We start from the raw sequence: 20563 nt of genomic DNA, 5'->3' as shown, positions 1-20563 counted from the left end.
AATGTAAGTCGCTAAAGCAGAGTGGCTATCTGCAAAGATTTCAGCCTGAAAAATGCAAGATCAATGAGTGCCGGTTTAATAGATGCGAAGCAACTAGATGACGCTTTAGTACCAGATTGGCAAGTACCAGAGTTTGAGCGTGCGAAAGATCAATTTGGATCAATTTTTGAGCAAATTACTGAAGCCCTACTGGCCCATCAGCCTCGCCATTTCCGGTAAAGCTTCTCCGCATAAAACATGCTCTCTTCATTCGGTAGGCGAATCTTCGCCGGTTGATATGGATAAAAGATTTCGATCGCCCGTGTATCTTCGCCCTTGTATAGCAATGGAGTTAAACTCAGCGGAGCGTCGCCTACTCCGCTGGTCTTCAGAACCGTGCTTGAGATTTTGCACCTCACACGACTCCTCAACCGTCTGGTGCTTGTCACGCAGACTTCGGTGCAATTGGTCATGACGATGTCGATGTAATAGCGCCAGATTGTTCTGTTGATAGTTGGCTGAATTGCCGTCCACATGGTGAACTTTCATCAGCTCCTCTGACTGAAAATACAATCCACATAATTGACACTTCCCTGACTATCAAACCAATAGTTTGACAACTGTTGGTTTGATAGTCGGAGGTGTGCTGATTTCATTGACTCCAGTAAATCCAATCCCCGTCATAGGGACCTCGCTCACCCTGTACTAAGGCTCGCGAAGCAGAATCTTTCAGCGAGTGAGCGACATCAGTGAGCATTGATATTTGACTTGTCGATTGCAAGCCTCAAGTAGTTTCAAGATGGTTGGAATTCCTGCGATCGCTAGCTGGGGGTCAATCGTAAAGTATCGATTCAGGTAACTGAGATAATACTGCTCTTCTTCAAGATGAGTTAAATCTGGACTGACGCGAACGACAAAATCATACGCTTCGATCGTTTTGTTCTTGCCGTTGCAGTTGCCCTCAGTCAAATCGACTCTAAACTCGCCATACTCTAGAAAACAGTGAATTTGAGGAATGAAGTTTAGACCATGTGGCTCAAGCAAACTACTTGCGCCAGTCACGATTTCATCGTTGAGTCGATAGAAGCCAAGATTCTTATAAACCTCCAATCCAAGCTCTTGAGCTAAACGAGCGATCGCCCCATGTTTGGTGGTACAGGTGCCGCATTCTTCTTGAAATAAAATCAACGAATCCTCGTTGTTGGAGTTAGCACCATAGGGCATCGCTTTGACATAACGACACGCCGCCTGAAATGAGAAAATCCCACGCTCCAGGAACAGTTTAGAGATTTGTCTCACGGGTTGAATCGGGCTATCCGGTAAAACATCAATCGGATGCATGGTGAACTCCAGCAATTGTAGGAGAGGGCAATGGTAAGAAGGGCAATGAAGCACTACACAATTAGGCTGAAGGCGAGTCCTGACAGAACTGAACCGAGGAAGGCAAACCCCAGATACGCCAGGAAAACGGGACGGTGGGTTAGGGCAAACACTGCAATCATCGCGGGAATGCTGGTAGCTCCACCAGCCAAGAGAAATGTCATGCCTGCGCCGGGATTCATACCTTGATGAATTAACTCTTTAACCAGGGGAAGTGCGGCGTATCCATTGAGATAGGCAGGAATACCAACCAGAGCGGCTCCAAGAATAGAGAGCAGGCTGTCTTCGCCAGCGATCGTCCCAATCCAACCATCAGGTACATACACTACCATCAGACTCTCTAACACAAAAGCCAGGGCTAACCACTTACCCAAAAACACAGCATTTTTTCGCGCCCCTTTCCAAAACTTTTGCTGCCGTTCTGGATCGTGCCAGAATTGCCAAACCACGGATTTAGGATTACGAATTTTGCTGCCTGCACAGCCTCCGTTGCTAGCTCCTTCTTTGAGGGGTGCGTTAAACGCCTCAGTGGAGATTCCTGCTTTGACGAGCAGCAGCGTACCAAATCCTCCGAGCAAACCAATGCCAAGTGCAGCGATGATTTTGGCGATCGCAAATTGTAGTCCCAATGTGCCGACTGTCAGCACAAACATAGATGGGTCCATGAGCGGAGAAGATAGCCAAAATGCCATAACAGCGGCAACAGGAACCCCCATTGATAACAATGCCGCAATGAGCGGAATAACACCACAGGAACAGAAGGGGGAAAGTGCCCCAATCAGTGCAGCAACTGGAATCATCACCGAGACACGTCCCTGAAATGCTTTCGCGATTAAGTTGTCAGCCCCAGTTGCCTGAGCATAGGCAGCAATTCCAATGGATAGAAAGAGAAAAGGCGCGACTTTCAAAAGATTCTTGAGGACAAAGCGAATGCTGTCAGAAGCTTGAGGCGGAACCAGGATTGCCAGAACGATGAGAATCAGGGCGATCGCCAGAAATACCCCATCCAATTGCCGCACACTGCGGTTTAAGCGCGTTACAACATTTGTTGTCATAGAATTGCTGTCCTTTATTGTGATAATCCCTGAATTAGTGGTGATATAGCCCTATCCACTGCAGACGACCTCATTACTGAACCCACATCAAGCACAGCATGGCTTAGTAAGTTTGGCTTGATTGGCAATCTGTATCATTGAGCAACTGTTCTCTTCGGATGCAGTATCACTCACCCTCACAACGAATACTTCCCAGCGATTGCCATCGGGGTCTGTCACCCAGACCTTATCCTGCAACGCATAGCAGCAGTCTGTATCCTCTTCCTCAAAGGTTGCCAAACCTGCGGTTGTGAAGCGATCGATCGCGGCTTTTATGTCTTCAGTACTGCTGACCTGGATTCCTAAGTGGGACAATGCGCCATGTGGTTCTACCCGACCGGTCAAATTCATCGTTAGGTTGAGGGCAGGCTGCTCCAGCTCAAACTTGGCATAGTCGGCTTTGTACTTTACTGGAGCAATACCAAACATCACCTGATAGAAAGCTACCGATTTGTCCAAGTCCGTGACGTTTAATGCAATATGAGTCTTTAAAGTAGCCATTGCAATACCTCCTTTGGTATTTTTACAAACGTCGAAATTGGGAGCAAAAAAAACAGGAGAGGTACGCTGCCCTACTTTTAAGCGCAGCAGTCTTGATCTGAATTATCCGCAGATTCTTCTAATACCACCACATGATTTCGGGTACAGCACTCGGCGTAGAGGAATTCCATCAACTGCTTCAATGTTTCAGAACGGACACTGTACCAAATCCATTGGCGGTCTTTCTCGGTTTGCAAAACACCCACCTGACGCAGCTTGTCGAGATGATGGGAAAGCGTCGGGGCGGAAATGCCCAACTCTTTCTGAATCTCTCCGGCTGGCAATCCTTTAGGATAAGCAGCCAGCAGCAGCCGAACAATTTGCAGGCGCGAAACCTGCCCCAATGCTGAGAAGATTTCAGCAATGGATTCGACAGACGAGGTGCTTAGAGGTGCTTTTTCCATATTTCTATAATTATCAAAATATAAACTGGGTCGTCAATTAGTCAGATGTGAAGATTTGATCGTGATTCTTTAACATCTTAGGCTGGACAATGCCTTAGAATGGCGATCGCAATTGCTGTTCTTAACATCAATTCAGTTGCTGCATTTGAAACAGGAGTTCTTCGGTTAATCTTCCTTGCAATGCGTCTCTCGATCACCCATAATTTGTCTAGACATCTAGATAAATTTTAAGAACAGATTAAGGATTGCTCATGGCAGATTTAACCCCGCGACAGTCCTGGATGGCGACTCTGGCAAAGGTTACACCGCTTCAGCTAGAACACGTTGTTTCAACCTTGACCCATCTCCCTTACTACAATTTTCTGCGTCCTCCAGAGATTGGTTTGACGATGGTGCAGGGGCGAACCGGGGGTACAGGACAACCCTTTTATCTGGGTGAAATGACCATTACGCGCTGTGTCGTGAAGCTAGAAACACCCGATCTAGAGGAAGCAATCGTCGGGTTTGGCTATGTGGCAGGTCGATCGCACCGTCATGCTGAACTGGCAGCCCTATGTGATGCCTTGCTTCAACATTCTGACTGGCATGATGTGATCCAAACGCAGGTAATTCTGCCGCTTCAAGCGATCGCACAACAGCAACAGGAGCAACAACAGCGTCAAGCTGAGTCAACGCGAGTCAACTTTTTTACCCTGGTGCGGGGGAGTTAATCGGTATGGTCATCTCATTACCTGGATTTCAAGACGCAGTTCACGAGGCTCAAACGACCTTTCGCACCTTGTTAGAGGCGTTGGCTCACCCCGGTTGCTCCTGCACAATAACAACATCCATCACTCCACCCGATGGTATGTCTCCAGCTTGTGCAGCAGCTTGTTTGACGTTGCTTGATCTAGAAACTCAGGTGTGGCTTCAGCCCGGATTAGAGATTGAATCCTGGTTGCGCTTTCATACTGGATGCCGATTCACAACCGATCCTCAACAGGCAGATTTTGCAGTGATTTGGGATGTGGCTAGATCGCCTGCTCTGCAAGCATTGCATCCCGGTACGGCTGAGTATCCAGAAGCGTCTACAACCCTGCTAATTCAGGTTGAGGGTTTGGTGGATGGTGAGGCGGTTGTGCTGCAAGGACCGGGGATTTTAGGTGAAAGGGCGATTGCCCCTCAGCTTCCAGCGCAATTTTGGCAGCAGTGGGTCAGCAATCATCACGCTTATCCATTAGGGGTGGATGTTTTTCTGTTTGACCAAACCTATGTCATCGGTCTACCCCGTTCGACTGACATCAAGCATGAAAACATGAGGAAGCGTAATGACGATCGCCATCCGGAAAGCCACTGAAGCCGATTTACCAGCCATTTTGGACTTATATAGCCAACCAGAATTAGATGATGGATTGAAGCCCTCGATGGCGCAGTCCAAGGCGTTCTTTGAGAAGATGCATCACTATCCCAACTACCACCTTTATGTGGCTGATTTGAATGGCTCTATCGTTGGCACGTTTGCGCTGCTGGTTATGGATAACCTGCTGCATCTGGGTCATCCATCGGGCATTGTGGAAGCGGTTGCGGTCGATCCGACATGTCAAGGTCAGGGAATTGGTAAAGCAATGATGCAGTTTGCCCTAGAGCAATGCCGACAGTCCGAGTGTTACAAGATGGCGCTATCAACGAATCTAAAGTGAAAAAATGCTCACGCCTTTTATGAATCTCTTGGCTTTACCAAGCATGGATTCAGTTATGTCGTTGATCTGACCACGTAATCTCACAATTAATTCCACAACTATTGAATCAGGAGTGAAATCGTTATGGCGTATGTGGCAGTGAAAGGAGGCGAACAAGCCATTCAGAATGCTGAAGCGTTGTTGCAAGCGCGACGACGAGGTGATCCCGATATTCCAGAGCTAACGCTGGAGCAGATTAAGCAGCAGATGGGGCTGGCAGTCGATCGCGTCATGAGTGAGGGTAGCCTTTATGACCCAGATCTGGCAGCGTTAGCGATTAAGCAATCGTGGGGCGATTTGGTGGAAGCCGTTTTTCTGCTCCGGGCTTACCGTACAACCTTGCCTCGTCTGTATTACAGTCGTCCGATCGATACTAGCCAGATGGCAATCCAACGTCGAATCTCTGCCATCTTTAAGGATGTTCCGGGGGGGCAACGTCTCGGTGCAACCTTCGATTATGTGCATCGCCTATTGGATTTCAAACTAGCCGCTGAAGGAAATAACTCGATCGCCCCAGAAACAGAACCGCAGCAAGCTACTATGCCGCGTGTCATCGATACTCTGGGACAGGAAGGGTTAATTGAGGAAGAATTGGGGCGATCGCAAAATGGAACCTCGACTAATGGACATCAACCTCATTCAGAAACGTCTCCGTTTGATATTACCCGTCAACCGTTGAGCACACCTGCCAGTCGAGAAGCACGGTTACAAAATTTGGCGCGTGCCGATGAGGGGTTTCTGTTGGGCTTGGCATATTCCACACAGCGAGGATATGGCAAGAATCATCCCTTTGCAGGAGAGATCCGAGTGGGCGATGTGGAGGTGATCATTTGCCCAGAAGAGTTGGGATTTGAGGTGGCGATCGCTGCTATCACCGTAACCGAAGTACAAATGGTGAATCAGTTTAAGGGCAGCAAAGAGATTCCACCACAATTCACAAGAGGATACGGATTGACATTTGGCTACAACGAGCGCAAAGCGATGTCGATCGCACTGGTCGATCGCGCTCTACGAGCCAAGGAGTTGGGTGAAGAGATGACTGCACCCGCGCAAGACGAAGAGTTCGTGTTGTATCACTCCGACAACGTGGAAGCACAAGGGTTTGTACAGCATTTGAAACTGCCGCATTACATCGATTTTCAAGCAGAACTGAATTTAATTCGGAAATTAAGACAAGAGGCAACAGAGACATCTGAAATAGATTCTGAAATGAATTCCGAAATGAGCCAGGTGTCTGTTACCGAGAATGCAGTGGAGAATGCCAATGTCACAGCCTGAATCTGTTTCTACTTCTACGTCTACCACTCCTGAACCAGGGTTTAACTTTGCCTATTTAGATGAGCAAACCAAGCGATCGATTCGGCGGGCGCTCTTGAAAGCGGTTGCCATTCCAGGACATCAAATTCCCTTTGGTTCACGAGAAATGCCGATGTCCTATGGTTGGGGAACGGGTGGCATTCAAGTCACGGCTTCTGTGATTGGTCAACAGGATGTCCTGAAAGTGATTGATCAAGGAGCCGATGATACGACCAATGCAGTCAATATTCGACGCTTCTTTCAAAAAGTTTGTGGGGTGCAAACAACAGAACGAACGGAGGAAGCTACCCTAATCCAGACCCGCCATCGTATTCCAGAAACACCATTACGAGAAGGTCAGATTATGGTGTACCAAGTGCCGTTACCAGAACCGCTGTATTTCATTGAACCCTCTCGCACCGAAGCGAACAAAATGCACGCCTTGGAAGAGTACGGCTCAATGTATGTGCGGCTCTATGAAGACATCACACACTTCGGTCAGATTGCAACTGCCTACGACTATCCGGTAATGGTGAACGATCGCTACTTGATGAAACCGAGTCCGATTCCCCGGTTTGATAACCTTAAGATGCACATGAGTCCAGCATTGCAGTTATTTGGAGCAGGACGAGAAAAACGCATCTATGCCGTACCGCCCTACACAAAGGTGAAAAGTCTCGACTTTGAAGATTATCCCTTTACGATCGAAACCTGGGATCATGCTTGTGAATTTTGTGGATCAACAGAAAGTTATTTGGATGAAATTGTGATTAACGATCGCGGCGATCGCATGTGGATTTGTTCAGATACGGATTTTTGCAATCGCAGACAGGGTAAGTAAGTGATGCAACCTCTACTAACGGTCAACCAGTTGAGTAAATCCTATGGCAAGATTCGCGCGTGCCAGGATGTCTCCTTCAGTCTGTATCCGGGGCAAGTTCTTGGCATTATTGGTGAATCGGGATCGGGAAAATCGACGTTGTTGAGTGCGATCGCTGGACATTTACCTCCAGATTCGGGACAGGTAATTTATCAAAACCGGGCTGGAGAAGTACTGGATTTGGGAGAACTCCCAGAAGCCCATCAGCGGTTGTTGATGCGAACAGAATGGGGTTTTGTGCATCAAAATCCGAGAGACGGGCTACGGATGAATGTAACGGCAGGAGCCAACATTGGAGAGCGATTACTGAATGTCGGAGAGCGGCATTATGGCAATATTCGGGCAGACGCTTTGGAATGGTTGAGCCAGGTCGAAATTCCGGGCGATCGCATCGACCTATTCCCCAACACGTTTTCCGGAGGGATGCAGCAGCGATTGCAGTTAGCCCGTGTGCTGATCACGCGACCCAGACTGGTGCTGATGGATGAACCCACAGGTGGATTAGACGTTTCAGTACAGGCAAAGTTACTGGATTTGATGCGTTCTCTTGTACGAACATTGCATCTGAGCGTCATTCTTGTCACGCACGATATTGGCGTAGTCAGATTACTCGCTCATCGTCTGATGGTAATGCAAAACGGAGTTGTGGTTGAAGAAGGATTAACGGATCAAGTTCTAGATGATCCGCAGCATCCTTACACACAACAACTGGTGAATGCCACGTTAGTTCCCTAGTCACTCATTGCAAGAGTATCTATGACATCTCAACTGCTGAACTCTAATCATCGCCAACGAAGCCCTGATGTTGCTTCAAACGTATGTCTTCACGCTGATACTTTGTACAAAGGATTTACCTTACACAATCAAGGTGGAATTCATTTACCTGTTTTGAAGGGTGTCTCTTTAAGTGTTGAAATGGGTGAATGCGTGGCGTTAGTTGGTTCCTCCGGATCAGGAAAATCAACGCTAATGCGATCGCTCTATGGCAACTACCGGGTCGATCGCGGTTCAATTTGGGTGCAGCATGACGGAACCTGGGTGGATTTGCCAACGCTGCAACCTCACGAACTCATCGCGGTTCGTCAAAAAACGATCGGCTACGTTAGCCAATTTTTGCGGGTGATCCCGCGTGTTCCAGCATTGGAGGTAGCGGCAGAGTCTTTAATGGAACTGGGATACAACCCGGAAACTGCCTACGACAAAGTACGAGAATTATTCGTTCGATTAAATCTACCGGAACGTCTCTGGAGTTTATCTCCTACAACCTTTTCTGGCGGTGAAAAACAACGGGTTAACATTGCGCGAGCATTCTCTGTCAATTATCCCATTCTTTTGTTGGATGAACCGACCTCAGCATTGGACGGGATAAATCGTGAAGCGGTAATGCAGTTGATCGAGGAACGCAAAGCAGAGGGATGTGCCATGATTGGCATTTTTCATGATGATGAAGTACGCGATCGCGTTTGTAATCGAGTCTTAACCTTTGAACGAGAAGATTAAGTCATGAATGAACAGATTTATACCAACTATCGGCTTCAGCTTCCCGACCAAGAGGTTTTAGGGACGTTAGTGATTCGAGATGGCACGATTGCAGACATTCAGCCCGGAGTGGTCGCTCAGGGTCAGAACGGAGATGGAGACTATCTTTTACCAGGATTGATTGAACTCCATACCGATAACCTAGAACGATGTATTTCACCCCGCCCCAAAGTACGTTTCCCCTTTGATGCAGCCGCACTCTATCACGATCGTGAATTAATCAGTGCCGGAGTTACAACGGTTTGTGATGCGATCGCTGTTGGTGACGTTACGCCGACCTCAATTCGTCTGACGCAGTTTGAACCGATGATTGGAGCGATCGAACAGGGACAGGAACAGGGACGATTTGCCGTCGATCATCGCCTGCATTTGCGGTGTGAATTGGTGTATGAACATGCCTACAACGTGACCGAACAGTACGCCGATCACCCGTTACTCTCTCTCATTTCACTGATGGATCACACCCCCGGTCAGCGTCAGTTCGCCGATATTGAGAAGTACAAGCAATACTACATGGGCAAACATGGCATCAGTGCATTAGAAGTGGATGCATTTATCCAGGATCGCATCGAGGCTCAGGGTACTCACGCCGATCGCAACCGCCAAAATTTAGTGCAGCTTGCTCGCACCAAACAAATTGCTCTTGCCAGCCATGACGATGCCACTGTAGAACATGTGCAGCAAGCGGTTGCTGATGGTGCTGCCATTGCAGAATTTCCTACTACATTGGATGCAGCGAAAGAAGCACACCGCCATGGGTTACAAATTCTTATGGGTGCGCCGAATTTGATTTTGGGAGGTTCTCACTCTGGCAATATCTCGGCAATGGAACTGGTCGAGATTGATCTGGTTGATATTATTTCCTCCGACTATGTGCCCCAAAGTTTGCTGCAATCCATCTTTTTAATCACTCGCACCACTGGAAAACCGATTCATCAAACCATGAGATTGGTGACGATTAATCCAGCGAAAGCCATTGGGTTAGAGGGCGATCGCGGTTCCCTCGAAATTGGTAAGCGGGCAGATTTTGTCACGGTTCATGATGATGGCGTTCTGCCTCGGCTCACCTCAGTAGTTCGGCAGGGACAACGAGTTGCTTGACAAGATCCATAGGCGAAACAGGGGAAAACGGATGCAACCATCAACCACAACCAAAATTGCCCTACAAGGCGCAGATGTATTAACGCCAGCGGATTGGCTTCGAGATGCGACGGTTTTAATTGAAGAGGGTCGGTTTATCCAGATTGATCAAACCAGTAAACCGAGTGGATTTGTTGCGATCGATGTCACAGGCTTACAAATGCTTCCTGGCATTGTAGATATTCACGGCGATGCCTTCGAGCGGATGATTTGCCCTCGTCCGGGTGTGAATTTTCCGCTAGAAATCGCTATTACGGAAAACGACCGTACCCTCCTCGCAGCTGGAATTACCACCTTTTACTACTCCATCACAGATTCTTTTGAACCGGGTTTACGCAGCCGCGATACGGCTCGAAAACTTATTGACACGATTCTGCACCAGTCGCTGAATCTTAAGGTTGACAGCCGCATTCATATCCGACATGAACAAAGTAATACAGAGCACCATGAGGAATTGTGTGAGTGGTTAGAAAACGGTACTGTTCATCTCCTGTCATTGAACAATCACGTCCCGGATGCCACGGATGATGCAACCTTGACCCGTTACACCAAAGGCTTGCAACAACGCATCAAACTGTCCCTGCCCGAAATTCGATCGTTGGTTGAAGCGGCAATTACCCGTCAAGACGAAGGATTACACCAAATTGAACACTTGGTCGAACAAGCCCACCGACTGGGGATTCCCGTTGCCTCCCATGATGATGAGTCCGAAGCAGATGTGGCATTGAGCAAGAGGCGGCAAGTGGCGATCGCTGAATTTCCAGCCTCTATTGAGCTAGCAGCTAAATCTCATGAGTACGGAGCGTCTGTGTTGATGGGTGCGCCTAACCTGATTCGGGGTGGGTCGCACGTTGGATACATGAGTGTGGCAGCCGCCGCAGAAGCCAGAGTTCTTGATTGTCTTTGCTCTGATTATCACTATCCGTCTCTGTTCCATGCGCCGTTTAAGATGGCAGAAATGGGATTAATGCCCTTTGAGGAAAGTTGGAAACTGGTTTCCACTCATCCGGCAAAAGCGGCAGAAATTGGCGATCGCAAAGGTGCCATTGCCGCCGGATTGGATGCCGATTTTCTGTTGGTTAAACCGGGTTATACATTGCCCTCCGCGATCGCTTCTATTTATATCCAGGGACGAGAGGTAGCTCGTCATGCCTGAAACTTTTATCGTGTATGCCTGTCCAGTCGGTGAACTGGCGGATCAGCTCGATCGCTACTTTCAGCAAAGCCTTACCTTTTGTGGCGAAAATGCGGCTCATCGTTATATGCCGCACTGCACCTTGACGGGCTTTTTTCAGGATGAGGAAGTGGCAATTCCCTTGTACGTGCAGGCACTCGATCGCGCCCTCAAGCAAGCTCAACCTTCTCCAGATCCGGTTGTTACCATTCAAAAATTAACCTTTCGCTCTGACTGGCATGGATTAGAACTCCAGTCTGATTGGTTGAAAAAAGTAATCGCTATCTTTGCCGAACTCGCTGTTTCTCCAACGCGCTCGGATGCTTTACGGCTCAAGGATTGGCTGCACCTTAGTTTAGCCTATGAATTTCAATTTGAGCACTCTGAATCATTGATCCAACTCGCTCAAGAGTGCATCGATTTACAGGCATCTGTTCAATGGGAATTACGCTTCTATCAACGCCATGCTGATTATCGCTGGACATGCCATCAATCCTGGAAATTAAGTTCTTTACTCCCTATATTTGGTCATGCAATCTCGACTCAAACCAATTCTGGAAATCCTCATAACTAAAGGCAATAGCCAATACGGACGGGAAGCTGTTAGTCAACTGGAACATGCGCTGCAATGCGCGACCTTAGCTGAAAATGACGATCGCACTCCCGATCTCATCGCTGCCTGTTTGCTGCACGATTTAGGACACTTGCTGCATGATTTAGGTGAGAACGTTGCCGATCGTGGTCTAGACGATCGCCATGAATATCGCGCCATGCCATTGCTGCAAACATTATTTAAACCCTCTGTGACAGAACCGATTCGCCTGCATGTAGATGCGAAACGCTATCTCTGTGCAGTGGGTTCAACCTATTGGGAGTCTCTTTCTCCTGCCTCTAAGCGCAGCTTAAAACTTCAGGGCGGCATTTTTTCAGCGGAAGCTGCTGCATCGTTCATTGCTCAACCCTACGCTAAAGATGCCGTACAGCTTCGCATCTGGGACGATCGCGCTAAAGTTGCCAATCTGTCAACCCCCGACCTTGAACATTTCACCCCGATCTTAGTCTCTTGCTTAACTTAATAGAAAATATGGGATGTCTAACTTAAAATCAACTACTCACCTCATTTATGACTTAGATGGATTACTGTTAAACACGGAATTCATTCATGCCCAAGTGAATCAGACGATCGCCGCTCGCTATGACAAAACCCTTGATGCCTCTGTGCGGACAAAAGTCATGGGGCGCAAGGCAGAGGATTCGGCTCAAATTATCATTGATATGCTGGCATTGCCGCTCACCGTTCAAGAGTACATAGAACAAAAGGCTGCCATCATCTACGACCTATATCCTTTATCCTGCCCAATGCCTGGTGCAATGGAATTAACCCAACATTTTTATCAAGCAGGGATTCCTCAGGCGATCGCCAGCAGTTCTTCTCAGCGTCCCTTTGCTGCCAAAATCACCCATCATCAAGAGTGGATACAGCAATTTCACTGCATTGTGCTGGGAGATGATCCAGAAGTTAAGCAGGGTAAGCCTGCGCCTGATATTTTCTTGGTTGCAGCTCAACGATTAGGGGTACATCCAGAACACTGTTTAGTGTTTGAGGATTCTCTTGCAGGTGTAATTGCTGCCAAACAGGCAGGTATGACCGTTGTTGCCGTCCCCGACCCAATCATGGATAAAAGTTTATTTCAGGAAGCGGATAAAGTTTTAAGTTCACTCAATGAGTTTGATCCTCAACAGTGGAATTTTGGGAAGCAAGTATAGCTAGGGTTAGGATGGCTTAATATGTCTCAGGCTAGGGAAAGTGAAATTGAATTAACTGTTCGTGATCAGTACGATCAATTAGCGAATCGATACGAGGCTTTTAGTTGCAGAAAATCCCCATCAGCAAATCGTGGGTGTAGATCTTTCAGAACAGATGTTGATTAAAGCCAGACAAAAACTACAAGCGTTTCCCCACGTTAAATTTCAACAAGCAACCGTGCGATCGCTTCCCTTTCCCGATCGCAGCTTTGATGTTGTCATCTCTGCCAATTCATTTCACTTCTTTGACGATCCATTAGCGTCCTTACGGGAAATGCAACGAGTTTTGAAACCAGATGGCGGACTTGTACTTTTAGACTGGTGTCGTGATGGTTGGCTTTGTCAACTGTGCGACCTTATCTTGAAATGGATCGATCCTGCTCACAAACAGTGCTACACCCAACAGGAATTGCATAACATGCTGGCTTCAGCGCAGTTTCAAGTTGGGCGCTCCACGAGAGTTCGGCTAACTCTGATTTGGGAACTGATGGCAGTTGAGGCTGCTGTTCGCTACAAATAGCTTTGTAGCAACATTGCTACTGATCAGAGGTGACAAGAGCGATCGCAAAGCCATCATACCCTTTGCTGCCAACGGTCTGGATCGCTGTTGCGCTCACCCGTGGCTCAGAACCAAGCATCTCGTTAAAACGGCGTATTCCTTGAACTTTAGGATCGACACTATCCGGCTCGATCACGGCTCCATCCCGCACAACATTATCAGCAATGATCAAACTGCCCTTGCAAGAGAGCTTTAGTGCCCATGAAAAATACTCTGGATTGCTTGGCTTATCTGCGTCAATGAAAATCAGGTCGAATGGATGACAATTCTCCGTAGCGAGCTTTGCAAGCGTATCTAAAGCTTTCCCAACACGGACTTCAACGATATTAGTCAAACCAGCATGGGTGATGTTGTGGCGGGCAACTTCGGCATGTTTAGGATCAGATTCGAGGGTAATCAAGCGACCATTGGTAGGTAACGCCCTCGCCAGCCAGATTGTGCTGTAACCGCCTAATGTGCCAATCTCCAAAATGTTGTGTGCTTTGTGAATCAAAGCTAACAACATGAGCAACTTTCCCTGGTTCGGTGAAACGTTATGAGGGGGCAACCCAGCCGCGTCACTAGCCTGGAGCGCAGCATCCAATGCAGGATCAGGAGGCACAAGTATATCGGTGATGTAGCGATCGACTGCTGTCCATTTTTCTTGAGTCATTAATCTCTTCTGGTAGGAGTAACAAGACCCTCTTCTATACCACTGTGCAAATTCAGCCCAGATAGTGAATAGTAATGCACAGAAAAACCCTACCTATCCATTTGATTCTAGAGAATAGACGAGGCTTTTCTGCACAGTATGCTGCTTAGGTGATTAGGAAGAAATTTTCTGCGTAATGCTCTAGATCAGTCGCTGTCTTAACTTAGATGAAAGCGTATCAATGATCGCCACTGATACAATCAGAAAGAGCAAAATTGCACAAACTTTAGGATACTTGAACGATCGAAAGCTTTGATACAGCGAAACCCCAATTCCACCTGCGCCAACAATCCCCAACACCGAAGCAGAACGAACATTAGCTTCAAAGCGGTAGAGCGTAAAAGATGTCCACAACGGCAATACTTGTGGAATGACACCAAACACAATTTCCTGCAACTTACTGGCTCCGGTAGCACGAATGCCTTCAACCGGACCTGGATCAATCGCCTCGATCGCTTCTGAAAATAACTTACCCAATGTCCCCGCTGTGTGGACAAATAAAGCTAACACACCAGCAAACGGACCTAAGCCAACTGCAACCACAAAGACCAGCGCAAAAACTACTTCGTTTATGGCACGCATCCCATCTAGCACTCGCCGAATCGGGAAAACCAACCACGACGGACAAAGATTTTCTGAAGCCAGAATTGCTAGTGGTACTGCCACAATCGCCGCCAGAATCGTGCCCCAAAGCCCCATTGCGATCGTCTCGATCGTATCTTGCAGGTAGAGCCGCCAATCTCTAAAATCAGGCGGGAAATAGCGGCTGATATACTCCGCCATGTTGCCTCCACCCTGAATCAACTCAATCACACTCAGGTCGCTCTGCTGCCCAGAGTAAACCAGGATAACCAGGGCAATCGCCAAATAGAAAATTCGACGTGGTGTAATTAGCTTTTTCTCCTGCTCCAACACTGCTTGTACGGCAGGAGAAGGCTGAGAATCGGATGTAGCTAGCAGGCTCTTTTCATTCATATAGCACTACATAGTTTAGGCAAATGTTTTTGAAAGTCCCGTAGTATAGGGCTTTCAAAGGAAATTAAGCGCGTAGCACTATGAAACGTTACTGCAACGTTTCCAATTGTTGGTTCAGTTCGTCAATCTTCTGCTGTTTTTCCTGTTCACTGAGATTCTCGTCGTTCTGAACTTCCAGGATTTCCTTGCCGATTTCCAACTCTCGAATTGCATTCCAATCTTCATCTTCTGCTGGTTCAAATCCAGACCAATCCAAAGCACCTAAAATAGCGGCATCGTTGTAGTTGTAGAAGAAGTCTCTCACTTGCTCTTTGAGGCAGTCGGGCAAGTCTTTGCGGTATGCTAATGGATCGCTGGGAATTTCGGGCGATGTCCAGATTATCTGAATTCTCTCACGGGTTTCAGGAGAAGATTCCTCGATGACCAACATTTGTTCACTGTTGTTAGTTGCGACATCGACCTGATTATTGGCGACAGCTTGGGCAGTGGCTTCATGACTTCCAGCAAAGGTTAATTGCTCGAATGCCTCATTAGGATTCACCCCATTTTTGGCAAAGACGTAGTAGCTGGGCACCAAAAAACCAGAGGTTGATTCGGGGTCATTGAAGGCAAAGGTCAAATCACCAGCGTTTTGAATCACATATTGATCGCCATTTCCCTGATTGACATCAATCTCAGACAGGATCGGATTATCTTTGTTCGTGATCAGGTGCGAATAATATCCCTTGGTGCCATCTTCATTGATGACACGAGCAAATGCTTCGGCATTCGATCGCTCTGCTGCTTCAATGTAAGACTTCCCACCCATCCAGGCAAGCTGAACTTTATTGGCTCCCATTGCCTCAATTACCGCCGCATAATCAGTAGCATAGAATGCATTGATCGGACGACCCAGTTGAGCTTCCATTGCCTTAACAAAAGGGTCCCATTTTGGCTTGAGATTGTCTTGGGATTCGGTTGAAATAATGCCAAAATCAATTGCTTCAAGTTCAGGAGCGCAGGTTTGAGAGTTTGCAGTGTTAGAAGATTCCTGCTGTGCAGTTTGAGAACTACTACAGCTTGCCAGCACACTCGCACTGAGGACAGATGCAGTCAGTAGTGAAACCCATCTTTTAGAAAATTGAGTGAGCATATCTATTTCTATCCCTATAAAAACTATGAAAATTGCAAACAGTCTCAATGGATTCAAAATGGAATCCAAACCTCACAACTCTGACATTTCGAACATCTCTTCTAGATGAAGAGTCAATTCGCAAACACTTCCGCATGACCGCTCAACACAAGTTCTTCGGCGGCTGTACCATAAATTTGATCTAGTCTGGAATTATCAAGATCGCCTGTTTGTCCATCAAATTTCACTTCCCCATCCTTCAATGCGATTGCCCGATCAAAGTAGCACCGCACCACTTGCACTTGATGCAGGGAAGTAATCACCGTGATGCCCTGTTTCCGGCTCAGTTGAGTTAGTAACTCCATTACTTTACGGGCAGATTCTGGATCAAGAGAGGCGATCGGCTCATCTGCCAAAATGATTCGTGCTCCCTGCATTAAACAACGGGCGATCGCCACTCGCTGCTGTTGCCCTCCCGATAATGCTGAAGCTCGCTTATAGGCTTGATCCAAAATGCCAACTTGTTCTAAGGCAGCAAGGGCACGCGCCTTTTCTTCGGAAGTAAACCAGTGTAAAGCAGACCGGGCAGCGGAAACGCGCGACAAGTTTCCTGCTAAAACGTTTTCAATTACCGTCAGACGGTTAACTAGATTAAACTGCTGAAAAATGAAGCCAATCTGACTACGAATCTTTCTGACTTTAGAGTGAAGAGATCCGTTGCTTTGCAGGGCAGTACCGTAAATTTCAACGCTGCCTTGCTCCGCCTGCTGAAGACCGTTGATGTTTCTCAACAATGTGGATTTGCCTGAACCTGATGCACCTACTAAGGCGATCATTTCTCCATCTGCAACTGAGAAACTAACCTCTCTCAGCGCAGCTAACTTTCCCTTCGCAAACGATTTGGTTAAACCTTTGACTTCAACAGCCGTAGGACTTAATAAATTCTGCATAACTTTAGTGAGATGCTAGGGCACGGCTTCGGCGGGAGTAGGAGTTAACCTTATAGTTGTCTAGACATCTAGATAAAGTTTGTCCTGCTGCTTATTGTCCGAGAGATGGATTAAGGTAGGGCAAATGCTAGATTAAGCCTTACTCAAGCTGGTCTTAAGGTCTAGTAAAAAAGCTAAGACAAATCATTCTTAATCACTAATTCCATTCGATCGCCCCGGAAGCGAGTTACCCCATATTCGATCACTCGCCCTTGCTGATCCACATTAATCGATTCAGTTAAGAGAATGGGTGCAGTGAGCGGCAGTGCTAGTAAACGGGCATCTCTGGGTTGAACCGATCGGGCAGAAATGCGGGTACTGCGACGAATGTGATCGCACCCATACGCTTGCAGCAGTTTAGAAACAGAATGGCATTCCTGACAACGCTCTAGAAGTCCTAGAAAACGCTGGCTGGGAAAGTAGCTACTGCCAATACTAATCGGTTGTTCATCGGCTAAGCTTAAACGCTCAAACAAAACCACCGGATCACCAATTTCTAGCTCTAGCCGTTTGGCGATCGATGAATCAGCCAGAATCTCTATAGTGCGTAACGTTTGGTGACTTACCTGTAAGCCATGCGCTTTTAATGCCTCGTTATAGCGCACCCGCTTACCTAACGTGTAGGAAATGGGAACCGCCGCAACAAACATACCGCGTCCACGATCGACCCGGACTAATCCTTCCTGCCTTAGCACTTCGATAGCTCGTCGTAAAGTATGGCGATTTACTCCAAATCGGACACTCAGCTCCGCTTCCGTTGGTAACTGATCGCCAATCTGGTAAATCGACTCCTCCATACTGCGTCGCAATTCATCTGCAATTTGAATGTATAAAGGTGAGGTTGCCTGATCCATGAATGTCATCAAATACCTGCTAGCCTCTATGATCCTGCTGCAAAGTTTGAGCTATGCCAACCTTAGGGTTGTGTCGCAAAAACTTTTTAAGGACAAACGATCGGTATCTTTTACATTTCCTTAAGCAGTAATACCCAAGAGTACTTCAATAAACTTGGCTCCAGAGACACTATTCCCTTGTTTGATTCCTTTCGCTTGTCTTTTCCGAATCAGATTCATTGCCTCGATCCCGCTCAAAGTTTTCCTCGCACTGTTGAACGTCTTAAATCCCATCATCGGCTTCACGATGCGCTTGATGATTCGATGATCTTGCTCAACCACATTATTCAAATATTTGCTCTGCCTTAATTGGGTCTCTTCTTCAATCGTTTTATCTGCTTTGAGAGCGTCTATTGCCACTGGATAAGCGGCATTCTTGTCCACTGTAATGACTCGTGGAGGATGGGTGTGCTGACCCTTGAGTACTTTGCAGAAGAAGCGTGCTGCTGCCTTGCCATCCCGTTTCGCACTCAACATGAAGTCTAAGGTGTTACCTGCTGAATCGACAGCGCGATACAGATATTTCCACACTCCCCTAACTTTGAATGTAAGTTTCGTCTACCCTCCATAAATTGTTTGTCGGCTTCAAGTAAGGTCGAATGCGTTTGTCCAGTTCCGGGGCATACCTCAAGACCCAACGATTGATCGTCGAGTGGTCTACCTCCACCCCCCGCTCCTGCATCATCTCCTCCAAATCTCGGTAGCTCAAGGCGTAACGACAATACCAGCGGACGTTGAGTCGGATGATCTGGGGCAAAAAGTGCCGCCACTTAAACAAGGAAGCTGTAGACATCACAGGGCAGGAAGGAGAGTTTAGTCCTGCTTACCTTACTATTCGCCGGTTTTTGCGACACAGCCATGGGAATTAGGTACACAGTAGTGTAGTGAGTCTACTGTTCAATGCCTGGAATCTCAAGTACAGCAGCTCTGAGAACTTCCAAGAAACTTTGGAGCCTACGAGGACGATAGCGTCCTGACAAGGAAGCAACATGAATAGTCAGCTTTGGTGCCCGCCATTGTGGTAGCAAGTCTACTAACTTTTGGCTTTGCAAATCTTCCTCAATAAACCAACGTGGCAGCACAGCTATCCCTATACCAGCCAGTGTGGCTCTGCGAAGAGCAAAGATATTATTAGTCGTCATTCGTATAAAAGGAAGTACCATGACTGTCTTGCCTTGTGAATTTGTCAGTGGAATCCGTCCCCCTTCAAAAGGTTCTAGCGCAACACAAGGTAGTTTTTCTAGATTGGTGGGTGTTTTAATTGTGCCGTGCGCTTCGAGGAGTTCGGGAATAGCAACAACCAGACGCTCAACTTGACCCAAGGGCTCCACGATTAAAGAATCATCTGGAACTAAGCCAATTTTGACCCAGCAGTCGCAACCTACTTCTGCAAAACGAATAGTCTGGTCTTCTAATTGCCAGGAGAGCGAGAGTGAGGGGTGCTGCCGCTGAAACCGTAGCACAGTATCCAATAGGTGGAGCTGACCTAAAGCAACTGGCACGACGACCTTTAGTTTGCCACGCAAAGCGTCCTCAGTTTCTAGATGTTTTTCCTCTAAAGCTTCCCATTCGTCTAGGATGCGGCGAGCATCCGCTAACAGCTCAGCACCAGCTGCTGTCAAGGAAAGGTCATGGGTTGTTCGGCGCATTAACTGAGCTTTGAAGCGTGATTCAAGCTCACCAAGCTGACGGCTAACCGATGGCTGAGACAAGCCCATTGCTCGAGCGGCGGCACTGATGCTACCAGCATCAGCGATTCTCACAAATGTTTGTAGCAACGATAAGCGGTCTAGAGATTTACTCATACGCAATATGAATAACAACTATTCTTATTAATCGTCTACCAAATATATATTAATACTGCCATAGTTAACTCAGACAAAGGAGCTAAAGATGACTACCCAAAAAGCATTGATTGTCGGTGCCTCGGGAGGTATTGGACAGAATCTGGTTCAATATTTGTCGGAGCAGGAAGCTTGGAAAATTGTCGGACTCTCTAGAAGCCAACCACCTTTGAAGAGTACAGCACAATTTATCGCTGTCGATTTGTTAAAGCGTGATGATGTGGTAACCAAGCTTGAAAAACTGACTGATATCACTCACATCTTCTACACCGCTTTCTATGGAGGTCCGACGTTCTCAGTCCCTGTTGCTGAGAATCTGGCGATGCTGACTAACGTTGTCGAAGCAATTGAGCCTGTAGCTCCTCTGCTAGAGCGCATTGTCCTGATCCAAGGAGGCAAAGTATATGGCAGGCAGATAGGTCCCTTCAAAACGCCTGCTAAGGGGTTTGCGGAAAAATAAAGTACCCATTACTGTGGAACAATAGTGATGTCCCATTTGGGCAATGTTTCAGAACGTTGCCAGAAGGGTAAGTAGTCTTCTAACTCGTGTT

Annotated in this window: 26 protein-coding genes and 1 pseudogene; 15 read left to right on the top strand and 12 right to left on the bottom strand. The window is 47.3% G+C overall.

Annotated elements, in window-relative coordinates:
• Positions 1-21: 21 nt before the first annotated feature.
• Complete coding sequence (locus tag H6G00_RS08500) at positions 22-219, top strand: hypothetical protein (RefSeq protein ID WP_190796426.1); 198 nt, start codon at positions 22-24, stop codon at positions 217-219.
• 27 nt (positions 220-246) lie between these two features.
• Here the strand turns inward: H6G00_RS08500 and H6G00_RS08495 are convergent, their stop codons facing one another.
• The 5 genes from H6G00_RS08495 to H6G00_RS08475 form a co-directional block, all read right to left on the bottom strand.
• On the bottom strand, positions 247-528 hold the full coding sequence (locus H6G00_RS08495; RefSeq protein ID WP_190796425.1) for a hypothetical protein: 282 nt from the start codon (positions 526-528) through the stop codon (positions 247-249).
• 180 nt (positions 529-708) lie between these two features.
• Positions 709-1320 carry a hypothetical protein gene (locus H6G00_RS08490; protein ID WP_190796424.1) on the bottom strand — a complete coding sequence of 204 codons (612 nt, stop codon included), beginning with the start codon at positions 1318-1320 and terminating at the stop codon, positions 709-711.
• Positions 1321-1373: 53 nt separating this feature from the next.
• Complete coding sequence (locus H6G00_RS08485) at positions 1374-2414, bottom strand: permease (protein WP_190796423.1); 1041 nt, start codon at positions 2412-2414, stop codon at positions 1374-1376.
• An 87-nt stretch (positions 2415-2501) separates the two neighbouring features.
• Entirely contained in the window at positions 2502-2954 is a 453-nt protein-coding gene (locus tag H6G00_RS08480; protein WP_190796422.1) for an ArsI/CadI family heavy metal resistance metalloenzyme, read from the bottom strand.
• A 77-nt stretch (positions 2955-3031) separates the two neighbouring features.
• The gene (locus H6G00_RS08475; RefSeq protein WP_190796421.1) at positions 3032-3397 is read right to left on the bottom strand and encodes a metalloregulator ArsR/SmtB family transcription factor; all 366 of its coding nucleotides are present in this window, start codon (positions 3395-3397) and stop codon (positions 3032-3034) included.
• A 251-nt stretch (positions 3398-3648) separates the two neighbouring features.
• On the opposite strand from H6G00_RS08475, the gene phnG reads away from it, so the two are divergent.
• The 13 genes from phnG (at position 3649) to H6G00_RS08410 (ending at position 13470) form a co-directional block, all read left to right on the top strand.
• Positions 3649-4107 carry a phosphonate C-P lyase system protein PhnG gene (gene phnG, locus H6G00_RS08470; protein ID WP_190796420.1) on the top strand — a complete coding sequence of 153 codons (459 nt, stop codon included), beginning with the start codon at positions 3649-3651 and terminating at the stop codon, positions 4105-4107.
• A gap of 5 nt (positions 4108-4112) precedes the next feature.
• A complete protein-coding gene (phnH, locus tag H6G00_RS08465; RefSeq protein ID WP_190796419.1) occupies positions 4113-4733 on the top strand; it encodes a phosphonate C-P lyase system protein PhnH in 621 nt (206 codons plus the stop codon).
• Positions 4705-5076, top strand: a complete 372-nt coding sequence (locus tag H6G00_RS08460) for a GNAT family N-acetyltransferase (protein ID WP_199318391.1) — start codon at positions 4705-4707, stop codon at positions 5074-5076. The genes phnH and H6G00_RS08460 overlap by 29 nt, the downstream gene beginning before the upstream one ends.
• A gap of 123 nt (positions 5077-5199) precedes the next feature.
• Complete coding sequence (locus tag H6G00_RS08455) at positions 5200-6393, top strand: carbon-phosphorus lyase complex subunit PhnI (protein WP_190796418.1); 1194 nt, start codon at positions 5200-5202, stop codon at positions 6391-6393.
• A complete protein-coding gene (locus tag H6G00_RS08450; protein ID WP_190796417.1) occupies positions 6380-7252 on the top strand; it encodes an alpha-D-ribose 1-methylphosphonate 5-phosphate C-P-lyase PhnJ in 873 nt (290 codons plus the stop codon). The genes H6G00_RS08455 and H6G00_RS08450 overlap by 14 nt, the downstream gene beginning before the upstream one ends.
• 3 nt (positions 7253-7255) lie before the next feature.
• Positions 7256-8026: a phosphonate C-P lyase system protein PhnK gene (gene phnK, locus H6G00_RS08445; protein WP_190796416.1), complete on the top strand. Its 771-nt coding sequence runs from the start codon at positions 7256-7258 to the stop codon at positions 8024-8026.
• Positions 8027-8047: 21 nt separating this feature from the next.
• Positions 8048-8791 carry a phosphonate C-P lyase system protein PhnL gene (gene phnL, locus H6G00_RS08440; RefSeq protein ID WP_190796415.1) on the top strand — a complete coding sequence of 248 codons (744 nt, stop codon included), beginning with the start codon at positions 8048-8050 and terminating at the stop codon, positions 8789-8791.
• A 3-nt stretch (positions 8792-8794) separates the two neighbouring features.
• The gene (locus tag H6G00_RS08435) at positions 8795-9931 is read left to right on the top strand and encodes an alpha-D-ribose 1-methylphosphonate 5-triphosphate diphosphatase (protein WP_190796414.1); all 1137 of its coding nucleotides are present in this window, start codon (positions 8795-8797) and stop codon (positions 9929-9931) included.
• 31 nt (positions 9932-9962) lie between these two features.
• On the top strand, positions 9963-11126 hold the full coding sequence (locus tag H6G00_RS08430) for an alpha-D-ribose 1-methylphosphonate 5-triphosphate diphosphatase (RefSeq protein WP_190796413.1): 1164 nt from the start codon (positions 9963-9965) through the stop codon (positions 11124-11126).
• Positions 11119-11718 carry a hypothetical protein gene (locus H6G00_RS08425; protein WP_190796412.1) on the top strand — a complete coding sequence of 200 codons (600 nt, stop codon included), beginning with the start codon at positions 11119-11121 and terminating at the stop codon, positions 11716-11718. Before H6G00_RS08430 ends, H6G00_RS08425 begins: the two co-directional genes overlap by 8 nt.
• Complete coding sequence (locus tag H6G00_RS08420; RefSeq protein ID WP_190796411.1) at positions 11675-12220, top strand: phosphonate degradation HD-domain oxygenase; 546 nt, start codon at positions 11675-11677, stop codon at positions 12218-12220. Before H6G00_RS08425 ends, H6G00_RS08420 begins: the two co-directional genes overlap by 44 nt.
• Before the next feature lie 13 nt (positions 12221-12233).
• The gene (locus H6G00_RS08415; RefSeq protein ID WP_190796410.1) at positions 12234-12911 is read left to right on the top strand and encodes an HAD-IA family hydrolase; all 678 of its coding nucleotides are present in this window, start codon (positions 12234-12236) and stop codon (positions 12909-12911) included.
• A gap of 130 nt (positions 12912-13041) precedes the next feature.
• A complete protein-coding gene (locus tag H6G00_RS08410; RefSeq protein ID WP_347278162.1) occupies positions 13042-13470 on the top strand; it encodes a class I SAM-dependent methyltransferase in 429 nt (142 codons plus the stop codon).
• A 16-nt stretch (positions 13471-13486) separates the two neighbouring features.
• Here H6G00_RS08410 and H6G00_RS08405 read toward each other — a convergent pair whose 3' ends face one another.
• The 7 genes and pseudogenes from H6G00_RS08405 to H6G00_RS08375 all read right to left on the bottom strand — a co-directional run bounded on the left by H6G00_RS08405 (position 13487) and on the right by H6G00_RS08375 (position 19973).
• Positions 13487-14161, bottom strand: coding sequence for an O-methyltransferase (locus tag H6G00_RS08405; protein ID WP_190796409.1), 675 nt, complete (start codon positions 14159-14161; stop codon positions 13487-13489).
• A gap of 180 nt (positions 14162-14341) precedes the next feature.
• Positions 14342-15175, bottom strand: a complete 834-nt coding sequence (gene phnE, locus H6G00_RS08400; protein WP_190796408.1) for a phosphonate ABC transporter, permease protein PhnE — start codon at positions 15173-15175, stop codon at positions 14342-14344.
• Positions 15176-15263: 88 nt separating this feature from the next.
• A complete protein-coding gene (gene phnD, locus H6G00_RS08395) occupies positions 15264-16307 on the bottom strand; it encodes a phosphonate ABC transporter substrate-binding protein (RefSeq protein ID WP_190796407.1) in 1044 nt (347 codons plus the stop codon).
• Positions 16308-16420: 113 nt separating this feature from the next.
• Complete coding sequence (gene phnC / locus H6G00_RS08390) at positions 16421-17236, bottom strand: phosphonate ABC transporter ATP-binding protein (protein WP_190796406.1); 816 nt, start codon at positions 17234-17236, stop codon at positions 16421-16423.
• Positions 17237-17409: 173 nt separating this feature from the next.
• Entirely contained in the window at positions 17410-18138 is a 729-nt protein-coding gene (phnF, locus tag H6G00_RS08385) for a phosphonate metabolism transcriptional regulator PhnF (RefSeq protein ID WP_242042189.1), read from the bottom strand.
• Between the two features lie 111 nt (positions 18139-18249).
• Positions 18250-18961, bottom strand: a pseudogene (locus H6G00_RS08380) (IS6 family transposase).
• 97 nt (positions 18962-19058) lie between these two features.
• Entirely contained in the window at positions 19059-19973 is a 915-nt protein-coding gene (locus H6G00_RS08375) for a LysR family transcriptional regulator (protein ID WP_190796405.1), read from the bottom strand.
• A gap of 88 nt (positions 19974-20061) precedes the next feature.
• Here H6G00_RS08375 and H6G00_RS08370 point away from each other — a divergent pair, with 88 nt between their 5' ends.
• Entirely contained in the window at positions 20062-20472 is a 411-nt protein-coding gene (locus H6G00_RS08370) for an NAD-dependent epimerase/dehydratase family protein (protein ID WP_190796404.1), read from the top strand.
• Positions 20473-20563: the final 91 nt, after the last annotated feature.

This window comes from Leptolyngbya sp. FACHB-541, from assembly GCF_014695875.1.
In the GTDB taxonomy this organism is placed as follows: domain Bacteria; phylum Cyanobacteriota; class Cyanobacteriia; order Elainellales; family Elainellaceae; genus JAAUTN01.
The sequence above is the reverse complement of the archived record's forward strand: the minus strand, read 5'-3'. Positions and strand labels throughout refer to the sequence as shown.

What these genes read in the sequence shown, in the direction of transcription:
- H6G00_RS08495 (WP_190796425.1), bottom strand. Translation starts at nt 528, where the DNA reads ATGAAAGTTCACCATGTGGACGGCAATTCAGCCAACTATCAACAGAAC.
- H6G00_RS08490 (WP_190796424.1), bottom strand. Translation starts at nt 1,320, where the DNA reads ATGCATCCGATTGATGTTTTACCGGATAGCCCGATTCAACCCGTGAGA.
- H6G00_RS08485 (WP_190796423.1), bottom strand. Translation starts at nt 2,414, where the DNA reads ATGACAACAAATGTTGTAACGCGCTTAAACCGCAGTGTGCGGCAATTG.
- H6G00_RS08480 (WP_190796422.1), bottom strand. Translation starts at nt 2,954, where the DNA reads ATGGCTACTTTAAAGACTCATATTGCATTAAACGTCACGGACTTGGAC.
- H6G00_RS08475 (WP_190796421.1), bottom strand. Translation starts at nt 3,397, where the DNA reads ATGGAAAAAGCACCTCTAAGCACCTCGTCTGTCGAATCCATTGCTGAA.
- phnG (WP_190796420.1), top strand. Translation starts at nt 3,649, where the DNA reads ATGGCAGATTTAACCCCGCGACAGTCCTGGATGGCGACTCTGGCAAAG.
- phnH (WP_190796419.1), top strand. Translation starts at nt 4,113, where the DNA reads ATGGTCATCTCATTACCTGGATTTCAAGACGCAGTTCACGAGGCTCAA.
- H6G00_RS08460 (WP_199318391.1), top strand. Translation starts at nt 4,705, where the DNA reads ATGACGATCGCCATCCGGAAAGCCACTGAAGCCGATTTACCAGCCATT.
- H6G00_RS08455 (WP_190796418.1), top strand. Translation starts at nt 5,200, where the DNA reads ATGGCGTATGTGGCAGTGAAAGGAGGCGAACAAGCCATTCAGAATGCT.
- H6G00_RS08450 (WP_190796417.1), top strand. Translation starts at nt 6,380, where the DNA reads ATGTCACAGCCTGAATCTGTTTCTACTTCTACGTCTACCACTCCTGAA.
- phnK (WP_190796416.1), top strand. Translation starts at nt 7,256, where the DNA reads ATGCAACCTCTACTAACGGTCAACCAGTTGAGTAAATCCTATGGCAAG.
- phnL (WP_190796415.1), top strand. Translation starts at nt 8,048, where the DNA reads ATGACATCTCAACTGCTGAACTCTAATCATCGCCAACGAAGCCCTGAT.
- H6G00_RS08435 (WP_190796414.1), top strand. Translation starts at nt 8,795, where the DNA reads ATGAATGAACAGATTTATACCAACTATCGGCTTCAGCTTCCCGACCAA.
- H6G00_RS08430 (WP_190796413.1), top strand. Translation starts at nt 9,963, where the DNA reads ATGCAACCATCAACCACAACCAAAATTGCCCTACAAGGCGCAGATGTA.
- H6G00_RS08425 (WP_190796412.1), top strand. Translation starts at nt 11,119, where the DNA reads ATGCCTGAAACTTTTATCGTGTATGCCTGTCCAGTCGGTGAACTGGCG.
- H6G00_RS08420 (WP_190796411.1), top strand. Translation starts at nt 11,675, where the DNA reads ATGCAATCTCGACTCAAACCAATTCTGGAAATCCTCATAACTAAAGGC.
- H6G00_RS08415 (WP_190796410.1), top strand. Translation starts at nt 12,234, where the DNA reads ATGTCTAACTTAAAATCAACTACTCACCTCATTTATGACTTAGATGGA.
- H6G00_RS08405 (WP_190796409.1), bottom strand. Translation starts at nt 14,161, where the DNA reads ATGACTCAAGAAAAATGGACAGCAGTCGATCGCTACATCACCGATATA.
- phnE (WP_190796408.1), bottom strand. Translation starts at nt 15,175, where the DNA reads ATGAATGAAAAGAGCCTGCTAGCTACATCCGATTCTCAGCCTTCTCCT.
- phnD (WP_190796407.1), bottom strand. Translation starts at nt 16,307, where the DNA reads ATGCTCACTCAATTTTCTAAAAGATGGGTTTCACTACTGACTGCATCT.
- phnC (WP_190796406.1), bottom strand. Translation starts at nt 17,236, where the DNA reads ATGCAGAATTTATTAAGTCCTACGGCTGTTGAAGTCAAAGGTTTAACC.
- phnF (WP_242042189.1), bottom strand. Translation starts at nt 18,138, where the DNA reads ATGACATTCATGGATCAGGCAACCTCACCTTTATACATTCAAATTGCA.
- H6G00_RS08375 (WP_190796405.1), bottom strand. Translation starts at nt 19,973, where the DNA reads ATGAGTAAATCTCTAGACCGCTTATCGTTGCTACAAACATTTGTGAGA.
- H6G00_RS08370 (WP_190796404.1), top strand. Translation starts at nt 20,062, where the DNA reads ATGACTACCCAAAAAGCATTGATTGTCGGTGCCTCGGGAGGTATTGGA.